The following is a 19,688-nucleotide window of genomic DNA, read 5'->3' on the forward strand; positions in this document are numbered from 1 at the left end:
TGCAGCTATAATGCAGCAATCATGTTTGTACTTGGAAATATCAATTCCAGCAAAGAACATAGACATTAGATAAAACCTCCTGACTATTATAGTTGGCACTGTTGTCTACCACAGAGAGATCGACTGTGTAATCACGTAAATCTAAACGTCAAGCGTTAACAAACTAATTACCAGTATTAGACGACAAGCTGTGGTCTGAGTCACCTCCTACCAGTCAAAGCTGTAATTAATGAAAAACAAATCCACAGTGCCTAGATAAATATATCAGAAAAGGATTAGAAATAGCCCAGAGAACCTGGGAGAAAGGAAGAATCCAATCACTTTTCTAACATGATTGGATTATACGTGACTAATGAAAAAAGAGATAAAATCAGGATTCAGGAATGAGATGAAGAAACTCGGTTCCATGTCCTTTGGCAAGAAGATTGAATATATATTTGACTATTATAAGTTTCATATCATAGGTGTTGTGGTTGCGTTGGTTCTGATATTTTCGGTGGTGGGAACACTGCTTAACAACAAGCCGTTGGGATTTTATGCCATGTTACTCAATGCTCAGGGTTCAGGCTTCAGCACTGAGGAAAAGGTGCTGGAGGCGAGATTTGCAGATATGGCAGGTATAGATGGAAGCGAGAAAGTGGTCATTGATACTACGGCGACCTACAACCCCAATGTGAACAGCCAGTTCAATATGGCAGAGAATGCAAAGATTACGGCATTGTTCGCATCTCACGATCTGGATGCCCTGGTGATTGATCCGGGAGTTTTCACATATTATGCATTAAATGGTGCATTTACAGACCTTCGTGAAGTTCTAAGTGAAGATGAGTTCGGGAAGTATGAGAGCGAGAACAGAATCTACTATATAGATGGTGCTATCCGGGAAAAGATGAAGAGCCTTGATGCTGCAGATATTGATGCAACTTCGCTTTCTGCAGAAGAAAGCGGTATTCAGGAAAAAACGGTTTCCGGACAGGCGGATAATGCTTCGAAAGAAGCCGAAGTAAATCAGGATTCGGATAATATTTCCGGCGGCAATTCTGTAAATGAAAATACTGAAAGTAAGAATTCAAAGAACTCAGATGATGAGTCAACCACAGATGTTGAAAGCTTGAACCAGAACGCCGCTGAAACTCTGGATGAAATGGAGCAGTTTGCTGCAGATCTGATGGGCACACCGGATGTTGTGGCAAGAGAGGATTTCATGTTACCGGATCCTGAAAAGATGGAAAAGCCGATTCCAGTGGGAATCATCGTGACAGATGTAAAGCTCCTTTCTGAAAACGGCTATTTCGAGAGAACCGTGCCGGTGTTCGGAGTGCCGGTGGTTTCAGACAGAAAAGAGCTGGCTGTTAAGTTTCTTCAGTTCCTGGAAGAATGTTGAAAAGATATAGAACATGACAGATACAGCTCACAAAGCAGGATTTTTAGAAGAGCCGGAGGGAGACCAGGTTTCTGCATCGGTTTAACTGGTAAATAATGCTGTGAGGATATCACTCCAGGTTCCCGTTTTTCTCAAAGTATGTAAGCATCAGATCAACCACGTGCCCGTAGCTCTGTACCCCGCTGGTCTGACCATTGTACTTTAGATATGCATCATTTATCTTTTCATGGGCTTCTGCAACTTTTGTATCGTAGCGGTCCCAGTATTCGTTGTTATAGCGAAGATCCTGAAGGGTATAGGCATTAAGCTGAGAGTAGAGCGCTGAAAACTTTGCGCTGTCTGCCCGGGCAAGAGCATTACCTGCATATACCCATGCTGAGACGTAACCGGAGTAGTTGAAGTACGGATCATCTGAACCGACAGTTGCAAGAATGGCGATGAAATTTGCCTCTTCCTCCTGCATGTAGCCCCGAAGGTGCGACAGCTCATGACAGATAGTGAAGGGAATGTCGTAGCAGGGGATGTCTCTGTTATAGTTTGCTTCGATGGTGAATGGAGAATAAATGCCGGTGACCTGCTGGATGCTGAGCAGTAAAGAATTAATGACAGGTTTTGGGAATGGATAATGTCCTGAAAGCCTGTCATATTTTTTACCTAAGCTTTCCATGGCGATCTGTCCGGTTTTTCCCATGCTCCAAAGGTTTGAGGGAGAAATACCATAGCCTGTCGCATCTTCTCCGAGGTAAGCGCCGTTATACAGTTTTACCGGTGAAATGCCTGAGTTTCGCGATGCTTCCCCATTTTCCTTCGAAGCTGATGCATCAGCATTTTCAGAAGTTTCCGGAGGATTTTCCTTTGATGATTCGCCGGAATTGTCAGGAGTTTGTGCCTGACTCTCGAGCTTTTCAACTGAAGCATTGATTTCCTTAACCAGATATTCACAGAGTTCTGCCAATGTTTCTTCATTTACATCGTCGCTTACTGCGCTGAGTCCGGCTTCTGCGGAAAAACTTGTGCGACGGTAGTTTATTCCGCAGTTAAAGACATAAAGAGTCAGAAGTATCGAGGCAATAAGAAAAAGATGTCCTGCAAAAGTTAAGACCGGTTTAAGACAGGAGATGATTTTATATATGGTACTATGATGAACGTTCTGATTGCCTGAGGAGAGGGAAGACTCCTGATTTGTGTTCATATAATAAGAAAAATGTCTGTTTTCCGGTGTTTTTTTTATTTCAGGTGATAATCGTTTCAGGTTATGGAAACAGTGTATAAGCTGTCTTCCTGAATCAAAAATGATGAAAAGCAGAATCAGGTAGAGCAGAAGCTCGGATATGGAAAACGGAAGAAGTCCTGTGAGGGAACTTACAACGAGACTTCCGTAACGGTAGACGCTGCGGGAGTAGGCATTGGCAAATGCAGGATCAGCAGAGGAAAGCATATAAAAGATTACAGTGATAATGTCTGCTGAAAGCGCGATGATATAGGGTGTGTTTTTCTTGAAGTGTACTATTGGTTTCATATTTTATATCTACGGATGAAGTGGGGGTGTGTTATAAAGCCTATACCCGCACACTCAAGCAAGCCTGATCAGTGGGACAGGCTTTTGAGCCTTGAATCATATAGATGTGAGTGTCAAAAGTATTTGCCGCTCACTGAATAGCGCCAACGCACATATTCGTGTGTAAAGTGTTTCAGTGTTTTCTCAGTTTGGTGTATCAGTTTTTTGACAAAATAGCAATAAAAAGTATGTCATATATTGTAAACAAATTGTCCGTTTTCATGAACTGATACATCGGATATAATGACGTCAGGTTAACGGGTGATTTCCCGTCAGATCGAAGATCTGCATTATCAAGGAGAGAGTATGAGAAAAAAAGCATTATTTGTCATGGCGGGAGCCCTGGCGATGAGCATGAGTTTATATATGAATGTATATGCAGAGGAGCTGCTTCCCGGGTCTGATTCGGGGAATGTTGTAGTGGCTACTGCGCCTGTAGACGGGGCTTCAGCAGGAACGGAACTGTCTGCGAGTGCCGAAACAGTGTCGAACGGACCTGCAGTCGGGACAGCGGTAAATGCTGCCCTGGAGTTCGGACCTACAGCAGGCGGGAATTCTTCAAACTCTGCAACCGGTGCCGATACATCTTCCGGAACAGGATCACAGGACACGACAGCGGCGCAGACGACAGTGACTGACGCTTACAGTGATACATTGACACTTCCATCCGGGTATCATTTCAATAACATCGATGCCTATACCTATCAGAATATGGTGGATGACTTAAGTGTTATGCAGAGTGTTTATCCGGAGATGAAGATGGATGTACTTGCCACAACCCCCGATAACAGAAATATTTATCACGTTGTAGTTGGTAATCCTCAGGCATCACACAAGATTCTTGTTCATGCCGGTATACATGCGAGAGAATATATCGTTTGCCAGGTTGTCATGAGACAGATGGCCTCACTTCTTGAGATGCAGAAGAACGGCGAAGTATACAATGGCTGTGCCGTAAAGGATCTTCTTCAGAATACCTGCATTCACTTTGTTCCGATGGTGAATCCGGACGGTATCACACTGGTACAGGGCGGCATTGACGCACTCAATACAGATGCGGCCAAGATGTCTGTTCTTAAAATCGCCGAGATGGATGGTGCAACAGATCTTGCGGCTTATCTCAAGACCTGGAAGAACAACATTAACGGTGTCAACCTCAACAGAAACTTCGATGCAAACTGGGAACAGGCTTCGGAAAAGGTTGCGCATCCTTCATCCATGAACTACAAGGGAACTTCTGCAGAATGTGAGATTGAGTCAAAAACACTTGCGGATCTCGCACGTTCCATCATGCCGGAGGTTACGCTGAGCTATCATACTCAGGGCAGAGTTATCTACTGGTATTTCGGTGAGACCGGAACCTATAAGGACAGAGGATTCAATCTCGCCAACATAGTTCATAACAATACAAACTACAGCATCTCAAATTCGTGGTCGGAAAAGGATGCTGCGGGATTCAAGGACTGGGCTGTACAGAAGCTTGATATTCCTTCCGTTACCATCGAGTGCGGTCTCGGAACATCACCGGTTGAAGAGTCTCAGATAAACAGAATATGGGCAGAGAATGATGGCATCCTTCCGGATGTCATGATTGACCTTGTGTGCAGATAATCATCAGTGTCTGCGGATTGGAATTACAGATTGTATTTTCAGTCCGCAGACGCTTTTTATATGCTTATACTTCGTTGACTTTGTCATAGGCGAATGTATATAATTTAAGTAATAGAGTGAGTTTTTATGTTTTCGTGAATTTTATATTTGGACCTTAAAAATTGTCAGAATGGCTTGATTTATAAGACACGTATAGGGTGTAATATGAACAATTTTGAGCTCGAAGAGCATATCGTCAAAAACATTGACAATGCGATAGAAAATAAATGGATCAGGGTATATTATCAACCGGTCATACGAGTGATCAATGACAGGCTGTGTGGTCTTGAAGCCCTTGCCAGATGGGATGATCCTAAATATGGTTTGATCATGCCGAATGATTTCGTACATGTGCTGGAAGAACATGATCAGATAGGTAAGTTTGACAGTTTTATCATTGATGAAGTCTGCAGGACTATCCATGAGAGGATGAAAAACGGTGATAAGCTGGTGCCTTTCTCGTTCAATCTTTCCGGCAGAGATTTTTTGCTGTGCGATATTTTCGGAATCATTGACACTACCGTCAGAAGATATGAGGTGCCGAAGGAGTATCTTCATGTTGAGGTTGCGGAGGAAGTTCTTTCTCATGACTATGAGAGGATGAGAAGGGAGGTTGAACGTTTCCGAAGTGCCGGATATCAGGTCTGTATGGATGATTTCGGAAGCGGATATGCATCCCTTAATGTGCTTAATGACTTCGAAATCGACGAACTTAAGATAGATATGAAGTTCATTCAGAATTTCAGCAGAAAGTCTCGTCGCATTATCATTGCCGTCATTGATATGGCCAAGGAGATGAATATCAAAACCCTTGCTGAAGGTGTCGAGACGGAAGAACAGTTTGAGTTCCTTAAGGTCGTAGGATGTGAAAAAGCCCAGGGCTATCTTTTCGGAAAGCCTATGCCGCTGGACCAGTGCATGTATGAGGTCGAAGCCAGAGGCTATGAGTTAGAGAAGCTCAGTGAGATAAAGTATTATGATGAGATAGGAAGGATCAATCTTCTCAGTAACAGGCCACTTTATGAAACCATGGGGGATGAGAACAGCCTCAAGGAGGAAAGATGGGACAGTTCCATACCGCTTGCCATAGTTGAGTATGATGGTAAAAGCTTCAGATATCTCTATCACAATATGGAGCATCTGAATTCCCTGAAAGCCATGGGATACGAAAGTATAGAAGATTCCATAGAGAGTATTATGGCTAACAGCGGAACGGATGCCAAGAAATTCTGGAATGCTCTTGAAACTACCAGACTTAAAGGAAAAGCACATTATGACTGCACATTGGATGGCAATTATTCATCTCTTGAGTTTAGAAGGATAGTTCAGGATGATGAGCGTTGTGCCATTGTATTCAGCGCTGTAAACATTAACAAGGACGGCAGACTGGAAAGAGCGGAAAAGCTGGACGCCAATCTTCGTTATCTGTATGGAATCTACAACGGCGTTTATCTTCTTGATCTGGAACAGGATTCCTTTGAGGTTCTGTACCTCGGTTCATCGGATAATGATGTCATTGAAAACGGAAAGATTTCTACCGTGACCAATGATTTCGTTGATAAGTATGTATTTGACGAGGACAGTAAGCATTACCGCAAGTTCTTTGAGATAAGCACGCTGGAACAGAAGATCAATCAGTCTGATCGGGGATTTATCAATGCTTACATCAGAACCATGACTGTACACGGTGACTATACGTGGAAGATATATCTTGCCATGATGGTTGCGCCGAAGCAGGCCCTTGTATTTGTCAGAAATGCGGATTCCATCAAGGCTAACGCCTGGTCGGAGTATTATCAGACTTTCCCCGTTAATGTGAGCCAGGATGTCGGCGCCGAGCTGACGACAGAGCTTCTTTGGGACAATTTTGTCAGGAATTCATCGCTAGGTATCTTCTGGAAGGACAAGCAGCGTCGTTTTGTCGGTGCGAACCAGAAGTTTATGGATTACTATGGCTTCAGGAATAAATCCGATTTTGTCGGCAAAACAGATGAGGACATGGGATGGCATGTTGCTTCTGAACCCTATAGAAGAGACGAGTATCGTGTGCTGAGAGAAGGCGCTGTAACAAATAAGGTTCCGGGACACTGTATCGCTCACGGAAGCATCAGAGATATTCGTGCATCCAAGATGCCGATATACGATAACGGTCGAATAGTAGGACTTGTCGGTTATTTTGAAGATGTTACGGAAACCGAACGGAATCGGGCAAGAAAATTCAATCTTCAGGAGACAGACAATCTGACCGGACTGCTCAATTCCAGAGGAATGGGTACTGCAGTATTGACGTATAAAGATGAGTATGACAGAAGAGGAAACGACTTTGCGGAGATTTATTTCAGCATAGACAATTTCCAGGAGCTCATAAGCCAGCAGGGGCATGCATTTGGCGATGAGATTCTTTATGCCACAGGAAAGAAGCTCTCCGTAGGTTTGGGAACAAGTGCGACGCTTGTCAGACATTCAGGCTTTGATTTCGTTGCGATTATGCAGTGCAACAACCAGCGTGATGTAGATGTCATGGCGGATAAGATAAGAGGCCTGGTATCTGATATACATCAGGTTAACGGATATATATGTGATCTGAAGCCGTCTGTTGGAGGGGTAAGATATTCCGAAGTCGGTGACCTGAATGAGATGCTTAAGCTGGGATTGGAACGAATGCACAAGGAGAGAGATTCCAAGGATGAAAAAATTCAGTGATGACAGGGAAAATCCAATCATTCTGTTGCGTATAACCGCGGAAAGTTGTAAAATTCAGTAAGTTTTAGAGTATATGCCAGATTGACTGGAAGGTTATATTTCAGCCGTCTGGCTTTTATATTAAGATGTGAGTGTCAAAAGGATTTGTCCTTTACATCATTACATGGCTGCATTAGCGCATCTGCCATGACTTATTTAATACATTGTGATTCAAGGAGAACTATTATGTCTGAGGAAATTAGAAACGAGAAGGGCGAACTTGAGGTCAAGCCACAGGAGTCCAAGAATTTCATAGAGCGTGAGATCGACAAGGATCTTGCAGAGGGAGTTTATGATCATGTGCAGACCAGATTTCCTCCGGAACCAAATGGATATCTTCATATCGGCCATGCCAAGTCAATCATCCTCAATTCCGGTATAGCAAAGGAATATGGTGGAAAGTTCAATCTTCGTTTTGATGATACAAACCCTACAAAGGAAAAGACAGAGTTTGTAGAGGCTATAAAGAGAGATGTACAGTGGCTGGGTGCAGAGTTTGAGAACAGAGTTTTCTTTGCATCTGATTATTTTGACGTTATGTATGAGAAGGCTGTACTTCTCATCAAGAAGGGGCTTGCTTTCGTTGATGATCTTACAGCAGAGCAGATCACAGAATACCGTGGAGATTTCACCACACCGGGTAAGGAGTCACCTAACAGAAACAGAAGCATCGAAGAGAATCTTCAGATGTTTCAGGATATGAAGGATGGAAAGTACGAGGACGGAACACTTACACTTCGTGCAAAGATCGATATGGCATCTCCGAATCTCAACATGAGAGACCCGATCATTTACAGAGTTGCTCACATGCATCACCACAACACAGGAGATAAGTGGTGCATTTATCCTATGTATGACTTTGCACATCCTATCGAGGATGCTGTTGAGGGTATCACACACTCTATCTGTACACTTGAGTTTGAGGATCACAGACCTCTTTACGACTGGGTAGTTAAGCATTGTGATTTTGAGAATCCTCCAAGACAGATTGAGTTTGCAAAGCTTTATCTCACAAATGTTGTTACAGGAAAGAGATATATCAAGAAGCTTGTTGAGGACGGAGTGGTAGACGGATGGGATGATCCTCGTCTTGTTACCATCGCAGCTCTCAGAAGACGCGGATATACACCTGAGTCCATCCGTATGTTTGTAGAGCTTTCAGGTATTTCAAAGGCAAACTCAAGCTCTGATTATTCACTTCTTGAGTACTGCATCCGTGAGGACTTAAAGCTTAAGGATAAGCGTATGATGGCAGTTATCGATCCTATCAAGCTTGTTATCGACAACTATCCTGAAGGACAGGAAGAGATGCTTGAAGTACCATACAACCTCGAGAACGAGGAGCTTGGTTCACGTCAGGTTCCTTTCTCAAGAGAGCTTTACATCGAGCGTGATGACTTCATGATCGAGCCGCCTAAGAAGTACAAGAGACTTTATGTAGGTAACGAAGTTCGTCTCATGTCTGCATACTTTGTAAAGGCTGAGTCATACGAGACTGATGCTGATGGTAATGTTACTGTTGTGCATTGTACTTATGACCCTGAGACAAAGTCAGGTTCAGGATTTACAGGCCGTAAGGTAAAGGGAACTATCCATTGGGTAAATGCTCCTACCGCAGGTCAGGTTACAGCACGTCTTTACGAGCAGCTTATCGATGAAGAGAAGGGTAAGCTCAATGATGACGGAACACTGAACTTCAATCCAAACTCTCTTACAACTGTGACAAACTGTATGGTTGAGCCTGAGCTTATGAAGGCAAAGGCATATGACAGTTTCCAGTTCGTTCGTAACGGATTCTTCTGTGTAGACAGTAAGGATTCAACAGAGGGACAGCCTGTATTCAACAGGGTTGTAGGACTTAAGTCATCCTTCAAGCTTCCTGAGCAGGGAAAGTGATTTTAATGAATTGACGTGAATGGCTTACTTTTGACACTCGCGTCATTTTATGGCAATATCAGAGCTCCGGCCCCGAATTGATATGATCATCAATTCGGGGCCGGGGCTTTTTCATTCCGGAATATCCGCTGCCTAAGTTCCGGATATATACTTTGACTGTGTAGTTTACAGCAATATTCATGTTTTGGCTTTACGGTCTTAAATGGATACCACCAGACTCTTCTGACAATCATGCACAGGTTGAACTGTTACCATGCACTTGATTTTGGACTTTCGCGCATTGAATCAGGTAAAGACTTTTCTGAATTTTCATGATTATGTTCTTATCAGAATAATAATTTTGTGTCGACATAAGACCATGGGAGATTGGGCATCGATTTTCTCTGTAATTGATTGTAATTACAGGGAAAATTGGCAGATAAGATATGGAGGTCCTGGTTTGAAAAGAAGGAACTTATGCGGAAGAAGACTACTGGCTATCATACTTGCGGCATCAATGTGCCTTAGTCAGGCAGTTACGGTAATAGCGGAGCCTGTTGAGGCTTTTTCTGAGGTGCAGCATGAAGCCTTAATAGAAAGGGATTTTGCCGATACAAACGATGGCACACCGGCTGTGAGCATTTCAATGAGCGGCGGAGATGAAGTGACTGTCAAGATCAGGGAGGATGTTACAGTTGCGGGTGACAGTGATGGTCAGTCGTATGTGGCCGGCGCAAGTGTCGAAGCTGTTGGATGGGATACAGATACAGAAAATACTTCCAAAACTAGCACTCGATAAAGTGCGATTCTCTTTTCACTGTTTTATTTTACATTAAGGGAGGATTATGAAAAAAATAAAATTGATTATTATGAAAAATAAGAGTCTCGTTTGAGACTCTTTTTATAAAATCTATGTTTTCGTTGAAACCTGATAGTGGTATCATTAAGATATGTTTGGAAGTAAAGGGTTAAGACCCGAATTGTATGTCGGATAAATGACATGCAGCACGTAAGGACACTTTTGAGGTCCGGGAGTGCGGATGTGGGAAAAGCGGTACGATATCGGCTTTTGACACCCACATCGTATGACGTTATGACGTCAACTGAAATGGAGGACATAATTATGGCTAGAAGAAAAAGTGGTTTAGGCGGTCTGTTAGGTTTAGCTGCACTCGTTGGCGGAGTTGCTGCTGTTGTTTCGTACCTCTACAAGTATCAGAAGTTCTCTGAGGAGGTAGACAAAGATTTCACGGATGTTCTTGATTCCGCACAGGGAGTCAAGGATTCTGCAAAGAGATCATATGTAACTCTGAAGAACAGTCAGGCAAAGGAAGACATCAAGGCGGCAGCCAAGGATCTTGGATGTGCTGCAAAGAATCTTGCTATCGATACCAAAAACCTTGCTATCGATGCCGGTAAGGACGCATACAAAACAGTTAAGGATGCATTGAACGATAAGCTTGGTTCACAGGAAGAAGAGGATGATGAAGACATCTGCGATGAAGATGTTGTTTCCGATGACGATGTAGAGATCGAGTTCTATACAGTCGAAGACGAGGATACTGTAAATGAGGAAGTAAAGGAAGAGGCGGCGGAAGAGACTTCTGAGGCTGTTTCTGAAGAGGTTTCAGAAGAAGCTGCCGATAGAGCAAAGGATGCTGCAGACAGTGAGACAACTTCTGATGTAGCTGAAGCATCAGAGGAAACCGAAAAAGCAGATAAAGCTGTTGAAGAGGCAGCCAAAACAAAGAAGTAAAGTAAGATGTATATTTTGTAGACCGAAAAACCCGCCTCAGATGAGGCGGGTTTTTCGCATTATAGGGAGTATTAGTTTATCGGCTGAGAGCCGTAAACTACAATATCCACTCTGCTCAAAAGTCAGGAGAAGCAGAGTGTCGGGAGGAAGAAATCACCTCCCGGTCAAAAATAAGGAATTAGCAATTGAAAGGATTTATTTTCCTGAGTCACCGTAGTTTGAAAGTACACGGGCAGAAGGATCCTTTACATCGCAGCCCGGCCATGTCTTGTTTGGCATCCAGAAGTCAACAACCATTTCTGACTGACCCGGATAGTACTTTTCGAATATCTCGCGGAAAAGCAGAGATTCCTTGGTGAAAGGAGTTGCGTGAGTGTATTTTGCGCATTTTTCGGCAAATTCACTGTCGGTGTACTTTGACTCTGCGTACTCTGCGATGTCATCCTTGAGGGAATGACCTACAGCGTCTGAAAATGCTGCTTTTTCACGCATAAGGATGTCTTCAGGAAGAATATGATCCTTTTCAAATGCGTGACGAAGAAGATATTTACCCTTGTTGTACTTGTTGAGCTTCTTCTCGGGATCTATATGCATAACATAATCAACGAAATCAAGGTCGCCGAATGGAACACGGGCTTCCAGAGAGTTAACACTTATGCAGCGGTCCGCACGGAGTACGTCGTACATATGGAGCTCGCGTACACGCTTTTCGGCTTCCTTCTGAAATTCTTCTGCAGAAGGTGCGAAATCGGTATATTTGTAGCCGAAGAGCTCATCGGAAATCTCTCCCGTAAGGAGAACTCTGACTTGAGACTGCTCGTGGATGGCCTTACAGATAAGGTACATACCGATGGAAGCACGAACTGTTGTGATATCGTAGGTTCCAAGGGCAGCTATGACAGGCTCGATGGCATTTATAACATCATTACGGTCAATTATTATCTCGTGATGATTTGAACCGATGAAGTCTGCAACTTCACGGGCATACTTTAAGTCGATAGCATCGATGTCCATGCCGATTGCATAGGTTTCGATAGGCTTGTTCAGAAGCTTTGCTGAAATTGCACATACGAGTGATGAATCGAGACCGCCGGAAAGAAGGAATCCGACAGGGGCATCGGCATCAAGTCGCTTCTCAACACCTTTTATAAGAAGGTCATGGATGTGTGAAGAGATGGTATCCATGTCATCGGTACAGTTATATTTATTTACCTTGGACACATCGTGGTAGCAGACGAATTTTCCGTCCTTATAGTAGTGTCCGGGTGGAAATGGTTTGATTTCGTGGCAGAGACCTACAAGGTTCTTGGGCTCTGATGCAAATGTCATGATGCCGTCTTCTGTGGTTCCGTAGTAAAGAGGGCGGATTCCAAACGGATCACGGGCTGCGATGTAGGATTCAGTCTCTGCATCGTAGATGATGAGAGCGTACTCTGCATCAAGCATTCTGAACATGTCTGTGCCGTATTCTTCATAAAGAGGGAGCAGTATCTCGCAATCTGAATCAGATTTAAATGTATAGCCCTCTGTGATAAGACGCTTCTTCATGGCGCGGAAACCGTAAATCTCTCCGTTGCATACTACCCATGAACCATCAAGTCCGAATGGCTGCATGCCGGCTTCATTGAGTCCCATTATAGAAAGACGATTGAAACCGAGATAACCGTTTCCTGTATCGATGATCCTTGTTGAGTCAGGCCCTCTGGATAATGTTTTAAGGAGGGCGGTTTTCACTACTTCGTACTGTGCACGTCTGTCACAGAAACCAATGATACTACACATAATAGATACTCCCTTGAAAAAATGTATTGAAAAGGGCATAAGCTACGGATTGTTTCGAGCCAGTGGCACCCTGACAATCCTGCATAAATCTCGAATCCGTGCTATCACACTTCTTCTCGATTTCTGTTGCCCGTAGAGTATTTGAACATTCGTCCACGCAAGGATATATGAATATTCAAAGGCCTACATATGACACAGGACTTATGCACGAAAAAAGACGGCAAAAGAAACCCGGTGGTTAAAACCGACTCCTTTGCCGTCTTTATGGCTCAAGATTATTGCGCAGAGGAAAGAGAATGTCAAGGGGAATTTATCGGCTATAACTGATATGAAAAATAGTGATTTGAAAATTTCTTGACATAACCGGCTCATCCCGTATAATTAGCGCAAAGGGCAACGGCGTCCTGGTTTGAGACCAGGTGTACGTTGCCTTTTTTTAAGTGTATAAGTCCGGTGTCAAGCTTACTTGTACAGTTAGAAAATACTGGGGAGTATAAAAATGTCAGCAAAAATCAATCAGAATTTCTTGAAATTAAATGAGAGCTACCTTTTTTCTGAGATTGCAAGACGCATTCGTGTATGGCAGTCTGAGAATCCTGAGGTGGCAGATAAACTTATCCGTATGGGAATAGGAGATGTCACAAGACCTCTTCCTAAAACGGTAGTGGAAGCAATGGTAAGCGCTGCAAGAGAGATGGGAGAGGCGGAAACATTCCGCGGCTACGGTCCCGAGCAGGGCTATGATTTCTTAAAAGATGCGGTTCAGAAGTACTACACCAGGTTCGGTGTGGAACTTAAATCCGATGAGATTTTCATTTCGGATGGAGCCAAGTCTGATCTGGGTAACATTCTTGATTTATTCGACAAGGATAACACCGTCCTGGTGACTGATCCTGTCTATCCCGTTTATGTTGATACCAACATGATGGATTCAAGAAAGATAGTATATGCTGAAGCAGGCGAGGAAAATGATTTCCTTCCGATGCCTGCACCGGAGTATGCGGCAGACATTATTTATCTCTGCAGTCCAAACAACCCTACAGGTGCTGTATATGACAGAGCAGCACTCACAAAGTGGGTAGAGTTTGCAAAGGAGCAGGGTTCTATCATCCTTTTTGATTCCGCTTATGAATGTTTTGTGACAGGTGACTATCCTCACAGCATTTACGAGATTCCGGGAGCGAGAGAAGTTGCCATAGAGTTCTGCAGTCTTTCAAAGAAGGCCGGATTCACAGGCACAAGATGCGGTTACACAATCGTTCCCGATACACTGGAAAGATGCGGCGGAAACCTTAATAAGATGTGGCTCAGACGCCAGACGACCAAGTTCAATGGAGTAAGTTACATTACACAGAAAGGCGCTGAGGCAGTATTTTCACAGGATGGCGAAGAAGAGATAGAGGAGAATATCCGTTACTATCGTGATAATGCAAAGATCATTACCGATACCATGGATAAGCTAAACATCTATTACACCGGAGGTAAGAATTCCCCATATATCTGGCTCAAGTGTCCGGGAGAGATGGATAGCTGGGAGTTCTTTGACAGACTCCTCAAGGAGGTCTATGTTGTAGGAACTCCGGGAGCCGGTTTCGGAAAGTCAGGAGAGAGGTTCTTCAGACTAACAGCTTTCTCTACACATGAGAATACCAGAGAAGCCATGGAGCGATTTGAAGTTTTCGTAGAAAAACTGAGATAGTAATGCAGGAAAATGGCGGGATGTGTACCAGGCTTGCGAGTTGAAAGAACATCTCGCAGACATGTACGTGATCGGATGCACTTTGTGCAGACGAGACGAACATGTTAAGAGGATGTACTTTCAATCGAGTGAGTCGGTACACGCCCGACGTTTTCCGGATGATTATGTAAGTAGAACAGCGAGTTTAAAAAATGAGTTTCAACAATACAATTTTCAGTTCTTATGATAATATTGTGTCAGACTTTGATGACAAGTCAGACATTCAGCGTCAGTCTATCGGGTCCCGGGGACCAGGAGATATGACGTTCCCGAATATAGAGGTGAAAGACATGAATTCTTATGAAGATGTCCTCGAGTTTGTTGAAGAGGAAAATGTCAAATTTATAAGACTCGCATTTTTTGATGTGTTTGGAGTTCAGAAGAACATCGCAATCATGCCGGATGAGCTGAAAAGAGCATTTACAGAAGGGGTAAGCATTGACGCAAGTTCGGTTGCAGGCTTCGGTGCAGAGGTACATTCGGATCTTTTCCTTAGACCGGATCCTACCACGATGTCTATAGTCCCCTGGAGACCTATAGACGGAAGAGTTGCCAAGATGTTTTGCGATATAGAGTATCCTGACGGAAGCCTTTTTCAGAGGGATAGCCGCTGGCTCCTTAAGCAGGCAGTGAACTTCGCAGAGGAAAAAGGATTCCGCATCAATTTCGGAACAGAGGTTGAGTTCTACATCTTTAAGCTTGATGAGAACGGAAACCAGACCAATATTCCTCAGGACAATGCAGGCTATATGGACATCGCACCTGAGGATCATGGTGAGAATATCAGAAGAGACATCAGCCTTGCTCTGGTGGACATGGGTATTCGTCCTGAGTCCAGCCATCATGAGATGGGACCGGGGCAGAATGAAGTTGATTTCAGGTATGCTGATCCGCTTCTTGCAGCGGATAATGCATCAACCTTCAAATGGGTGGTTAAGTCAGTTGCGCATTCCGATGGCGTTTGGGCTGATTTTGGCCCGAAGCCTCTTCCCAATAAACCTGGAAACGGAATGCATATCAATATCTCCGTTGAGGCCAGGGATGGTCAGGACTACACAAAGTACTTCATGGCGGGAATCATGGAGCATATCAGAGAGATCTCGCTGTTCCTGAATCCGACCAGAGAGAGCTATGAGAGACTTGGTGACATGAAGGCGCCTAAGTTTGTAAGCTGGTCCGAGCAGAATCGTTCACAGCTTATCAGAATTCCGGCCACAAGATCGAAGCTTAAGAGAATAGAGCTTCGTTCCCCGGATCCTATGGCCAATCCGTACCTTGCATTTACACTTCTTATCTATGCGGGTATAGATGGTATCGACAGAAAGATTGAACCTATGGATCCACTGGATGTAAATCTTTTCAAGGCAGATACCACTGTGACTGATGGTCTTAAAAGACTTCCGCAGTCACTGGACGAGGCTATAGCATACGCAAAGGGGTCAGACTTTGTGAGAACACTTCTTCCGGAGGGATATCTTCAGGCATATTCCGGAGAAGAGCTGTAGGTTTATTGAAGATTAAGGACGATTTCCAAAAGTAAGTTATTGTGAACATACACGATACAGCTTTTCGGGAGAAGGGGCATGTTTTTTGAGGATTTCCGGTACTGCAAAAGTACCGTTTTAGGGAGATAAACATGGAGAGAGCGGAGCAAGGGAGCAGCGTACTCATCGCAGCGGCTGCTGAAAAGATAGCTGTCCAGATCAAGGGCATACTACCTGCCGGATTCGGGAAAGTCTCATTTCAGCCATCCATGACAAAACTTAAGCAGAAGCTGACGGAGGAGAGATACGATGTAGTCATTATCTGTACACCTCTTCCGGACTACGGACTTCAGTCGGTCATCGAACTTGCGGCCAAATATCCTGCTTTAAGCATACTGATGCTGGTAGACAAAGACGTTTATCAACAGGCGGTGTACAGGGCGGGGGATTCCGGCATCATGATGCTGGCGAGACCGCTCAGTGCATCAAGCTTCCAGGCTACAGTAAGGATGCTTGGTACCATGAGCAGAAAGGTTCAGAGACTGGTCAATGATAACCTAAAGCTGCAGCAGAAGCTTTCAGATGAGAGATATATTTCAAGAGCAAAGGGACTCCTCATTGAAAGAGGAGGCATGACAGAGGCCGATGCCCATAGATATCTGGAGCAGCAGGCTATGAATACTTCCGTTACAAAACGCGAGGTGGCTATGAAAGTCATCCGGGACAGCGGAAGGATAATTATAAGCACACAGTAAAAACTTTTCGATCAGGAGAATGACGATTTGTACAGAGGATCATTCACTTAAGGAGTTTTGATGATCGGAAGGCCTTTTCAAGAGGCCGGATAGAAATATTAATTAAATATGTATTGACTGAGAGGACAATGGCGTTCTGCGAATTATTTCGTACGCTGTTGTCCTCTCTTCATTTATAAAAGTGCAAAAACCTGTCAATGGAATAAATCACTGTGCAGGATAAGCAAAGATCAGATTGAATTCATCTGATTTACATAAAAGGAGGAAAGCTATGAGTACATCAACCATTTCTGAAATCTACGGTAGTCTTGTTTTCAATGACAAGATCATGAGGGAGAGACTCCCTAAGAACATCTATAAAGCCGTTCATAAGACGATACAGAACGGAACACATCTGGAGATAGATGTTGCCAATACTGTAGCTGCAACTATGAAGGAGTGGGCTCTTGAAAAGGGAGCAACACATTACACTCACTGGTTCCAGCCTATGACAGGTCTTACTGCTGAAAAGCACGACAGCTTTATCACACCTACAGCGGATGGTGGTGTACTTCTTGAGTTCTCAGGCAAGGAGCTTGTAAAGGGTGAGCCGGATGCATCATCATTCCCATCAGGCGGTCTCAGAGCAACCTTCGAGGCACGTGGATATACCGCGTGGGATCCTTCATCACCTGCATTTATCAAGGACGGAACTCTTTATATCCCTACAGCCTTCTGTTCATACACCGGTGAGGCTCTTGATAAGAAGACTCCGCTTCTTCGTTCAATGGAGACTCTCAGCGAATCAGCCACAAAGCTTCTTCATATCCTTGGAAAAACCGAGGTAACAAGAGTCGATACAACAGTTGGTTCAGAGCAGGAGTATTTCCTTATCGACAAGGATCTTTATAAGGAAAGAGAGGATCTGCTTCTTACAGGACGTACACTTATCGGTGCATCAGCTCCCAAGGGACAGGAGATGGAGGATCACTACTTCGGAGTTCTCAAGCCAAAGGTTTCCGCATTCATGCATGATCTTGATGAAGAGCTCTGGAAGCTTGGAATTCCTGCAAAGACAAAGCACAATGAGGTAGCTCCTTCACAGCATGAGCTGGCTCCGGTTTTTGAGACCGCAAACATCGCTGTTGATCATAACCAGCTCACTATGGAAATCATGAAGAAGGTTGCAGATAAGCACAACTTCGCATGTCTCCTTCATGAGAAGCCATTTGAGGGAATCAATGGTTCAGGTAAGCACAATAACTGGTCAATGATCACATCAGAGGGTGAGAACCTTCTTGATCCCGGAAAGAATCCTGAAAAGAATACGCAGTTCCTTCTTTTCCTGTCAGCCATCATCAAGGCTATCGATGAGTATGCAGATATCATGAGAGTTTCCGTTGCAACAGCCGGAAATGACCACAGACTCGGCGCAAATGAAGCACCACCAGCTATCGTTTCCGTATATGTAGGTGATGCCCTTGAGAAGGTTATCGAGTCAATCGAAAATGAAGAGGCAGACTTCAAGTCAGATGCATTGGCACAGATGGAGACAGGTGCTCACGTACTTCCTCATTTCAGAAAGGACAACACAGACCGTAACAGAACATCACCGTTTGCATTTACAGGTAACAAATTCGAGTTCCGTATGCCGGGATCATCACTTTCAGTTGCAGACCCTAACATCGTACTTAACACAGCTGTGGCAGAGGCTCTTGATCAGATAGTTGAGAGACTTTCAGGAGTCGCTCCTGAGAATCTCGAGGAAGAGGCAGGAAAGCTTATCAAGGAGCTCATCGAAAAGCACAGAAGAATCGTTTTCAATGGAAACGGTTATACAGACGAGTGGGTTGAGGAAGCAGAAAGAAGAGGACTTTACAACCTTAAGTCACTTCCCGAGGCTATGCCAAGACTTGTAGCTGAGAAGAACAAGGCGCTCTTTGTAAAGCATCATGTATTTACTGAGACTGAGATTGATTCAAGATACGAGATCTTCCTTGAGAACTATTCAAAGACAATCCGTATTGAGGCACTCACAATGCTTGAGATGGTAAAGAAGGATTTCACTGAGGGACTTCTCAAGTATCAGATAGAGGTTACAGCCACAGCGCTTTCCAAGAAGCAGCTTATTTCCGGTGTGACATGTGCACTTGAGACAGGTATCCTTGCAAAGCTTGATAAGGCGGCAGAGGAGATCAGCAAGGGTGTTGAGAAGCTTGAAAATGATATCCATGATGCAGAGGGACTTGAAGACAGCCTCGCTCAGGCAAAAGCTTATCATGACAGCGTTCTTGCAGACATGGATGCTTTGAGAGTGCATGTTGATTCAGCAGAAGCTATGATTCCTGAGAGCTGCCTGCCATATCCGACATATTCAAAGCTTCTGTTCTCACTTAGATAATGTGATGATGTCAGGCTGCATATACATATGAACTAGTGCACCGGTGCATTATCAGTAGGGGGTAAAAGGATCGAATTGAGTGCTTGCACAACAATTTGATATTTAATCCGCTTGAAATTCAGTGTTTCCGCTTGTTGAATCCGATGAATTATTCGGCAATACGGGCGAAATCATACATAAGACTAAGATTTCCTGACTGCTGATCTTTTGTCAGCAGTCAGGGCAAATCCTGCAGGGGTGAGAGATCATTCCTGCTTGATTTGTAGCATCAACCCGACAATGAATGTCGTTCTTGCACGAGCAGACATTGTCCGGTGCAAGAACATGGAGCGCAAAGTGCGGAATGTTCACGGGTGCGAACATGACAAACAGGATGTTTTTTCAATCGAGTGGGCCGGCACCCGCCCAAACATTTTCCTTAATGAATGTTTTGAAAAAATACAACATTTAGAGGGAGTATATATAAATGGAGAATTATCAAAATTTAAACCAGGAGGCCAATATAACATACGGTAACTGCTATACAGTTCCGGAAGAGCTTCGCGGCCACAATACGTTATGGAGACCGGTGTCCGGAGGACATC

General features: G+C 44.0%; 12 protein-coding genes. 10 read left to right on the top strand and 2 right to left on the bottom strand.

The genetic code is table 11. The features are described 5' to 3' along the window. The first annotated feature begins 352 nt into the window (after positions 1 to 352). Entirely contained in the window at positions 353 to 1,384 is a 1,032-nt protein-coding gene (locus BM294_RS00005) for a hypothetical protein (RefSeq protein ID WP_091203756.1), read from the top strand. Between the two features lie 109 nt (positions 1,385 to 1,493). Here the strand turns inward: BM294_RS00005 and BM294_RS00010 are convergent, their stop codons facing one another. Further along, positions 1,494 to 2,903 carry a DUF3810 domain-containing protein gene (locus BM294_RS00010; RefSeq protein ID WP_091203758.1) on the bottom strand — a complete coding sequence of 470 codons (1,410 nt, stop codon included), beginning with the start codon at positions 2,901 to 2,903 and terminating at the stop codon, positions 1,494 to 1,496. 345 nt (positions 2,904 to 3,248) lie between these two features. On the opposite strand from BM294_RS00010, the gene BM294_RS00015 reads away from it, so the two are divergent. The 5 genes from BM294_RS00015 (at position 3,249) to BM294_RS00035 (ending at position 10,965) form a co-directional block, all read left to right on the top strand. Next, positions 3,249 to 4,553, top strand: a complete 1,305-nt coding sequence (locus BM294_RS00015; RefSeq protein ID WP_091203760.1) for a M14 family zinc carboxypeptidase — start codon at positions 3,249 to 3,251, stop codon at positions 4,551 to 4,553. 204 nt (positions 4,554 to 4,757) lie between these two features. Continuing rightward, complete coding sequence (locus tag BM294_RS00020; protein WP_091203762.1) at positions 4,758 to 7,295, top strand: EAL domain-containing protein; 2,538 nt, start codon at positions 4,758 to 4,760, stop codon at positions 7,293 to 7,295. 225 nt (positions 7,296 to 7,520) lie between these two features. After that, positions 7,521 to 9,230 (top strand): glutamine--tRNA ligase/YqeY domain fusion protein, encoded by a 1,710-nt coding sequence (locus BM294_RS00025; protein ID WP_091203763.1) that lies wholly within the window; start codon positions 7,521 to 7,523, stop codon positions 9,228 to 9,230. A 439-nt stretch (positions 9,231 to 9,669) separates the two neighbouring features. Continuing rightward, entirely contained in the window at positions 9,670 to 10,008 is a 339-nt protein-coding gene (locus BM294_RS00030) for a hypothetical protein (protein ID WP_091203766.1), read from the top strand. A 324-nt stretch (positions 10,009 to 10,332) separates the two neighbouring features. Then, a complete protein-coding gene (locus BM294_RS00035; protein ID WP_175494360.1) occupies positions 10,333 to 10,965 on the top strand; it encodes a hypothetical protein in 633 nt (210 codons plus the stop codon). A 195-nt stretch (positions 10,966 to 11,160) separates the two neighbouring features. Here the strand turns inward: BM294_RS00035 and asnB are convergent, their stop codons facing one another. Then, positions 11,161 to 12,747 carry an asparagine synthase B gene (asnB, locus tag BM294_RS00040; protein ID WP_091203768.1) on the bottom strand — a complete coding sequence of 529 codons (1,587 nt, stop codon included), beginning with the start codon at positions 12,745 to 12,747 and terminating at the stop codon, positions 11,161 to 11,163. A 499-nt stretch (positions 12,748 to 13,246) separates the two neighbouring features. Between asnB and BM294_RS00045 the strand changes: the two genes are divergently transcribed. The 4 genes from BM294_RS00045 (at position 13,247) to BM294_RS00060 (ending at position 19,104) form a co-directional block, all read left to right on the top strand. Next, positions 13,247 to 14,446, top strand: a complete 1,200-nt coding sequence (locus BM294_RS00045; RefSeq protein WP_091203769.1) for an LL-diaminopimelate aminotransferase — start codon at positions 13,247 to 13,249, stop codon at positions 14,444 to 14,446. 191 nt (positions 14,447 to 14,637) lie between these two features. Continuing rightward, on the top strand, positions 14,638 to 15,990 hold the full coding sequence (locus BM294_RS00050; RefSeq protein ID WP_330389717.1) for a glutamine synthetase family protein: 1,353 nt from the start codon (positions 14,638 to 14,640) through the stop codon (positions 15,988 to 15,990). Between the two features lie 131 nt (positions 15,991 to 16,121). Continuing rightward, positions 16,122 to 16,724 (top strand): ANTAR domain-containing response regulator, encoded by a 603-nt coding sequence (locus BM294_RS00055; RefSeq protein ID WP_091203771.1) that lies wholly within the window; start codon positions 16,122 to 16,124, stop codon positions 16,722 to 16,724. 271 nt (positions 16,725 to 16,995) lie between these two features. Further along, positions 16,996 to 19,104, top strand: coding sequence for a glutamine synthetase III family protein (locus tag BM294_RS00060; RefSeq protein WP_091203773.1), 2,109 nt, complete (start codon positions 16,996 to 16,998; stop codon positions 19,102 to 19,104). The last annotated feature ends 584 nt before the right edge of the window (positions 19,105 to 19,688 follow it).

It is taken from the genome of Oribacterium sp. WCC10, from assembly GCF_900113415.1.
In the GTDB taxonomy this organism is placed as follows: Bacteria; Bacillota; Clostridia; order Lachnospirales; family Lachnospiraceae; genus Oribacterium.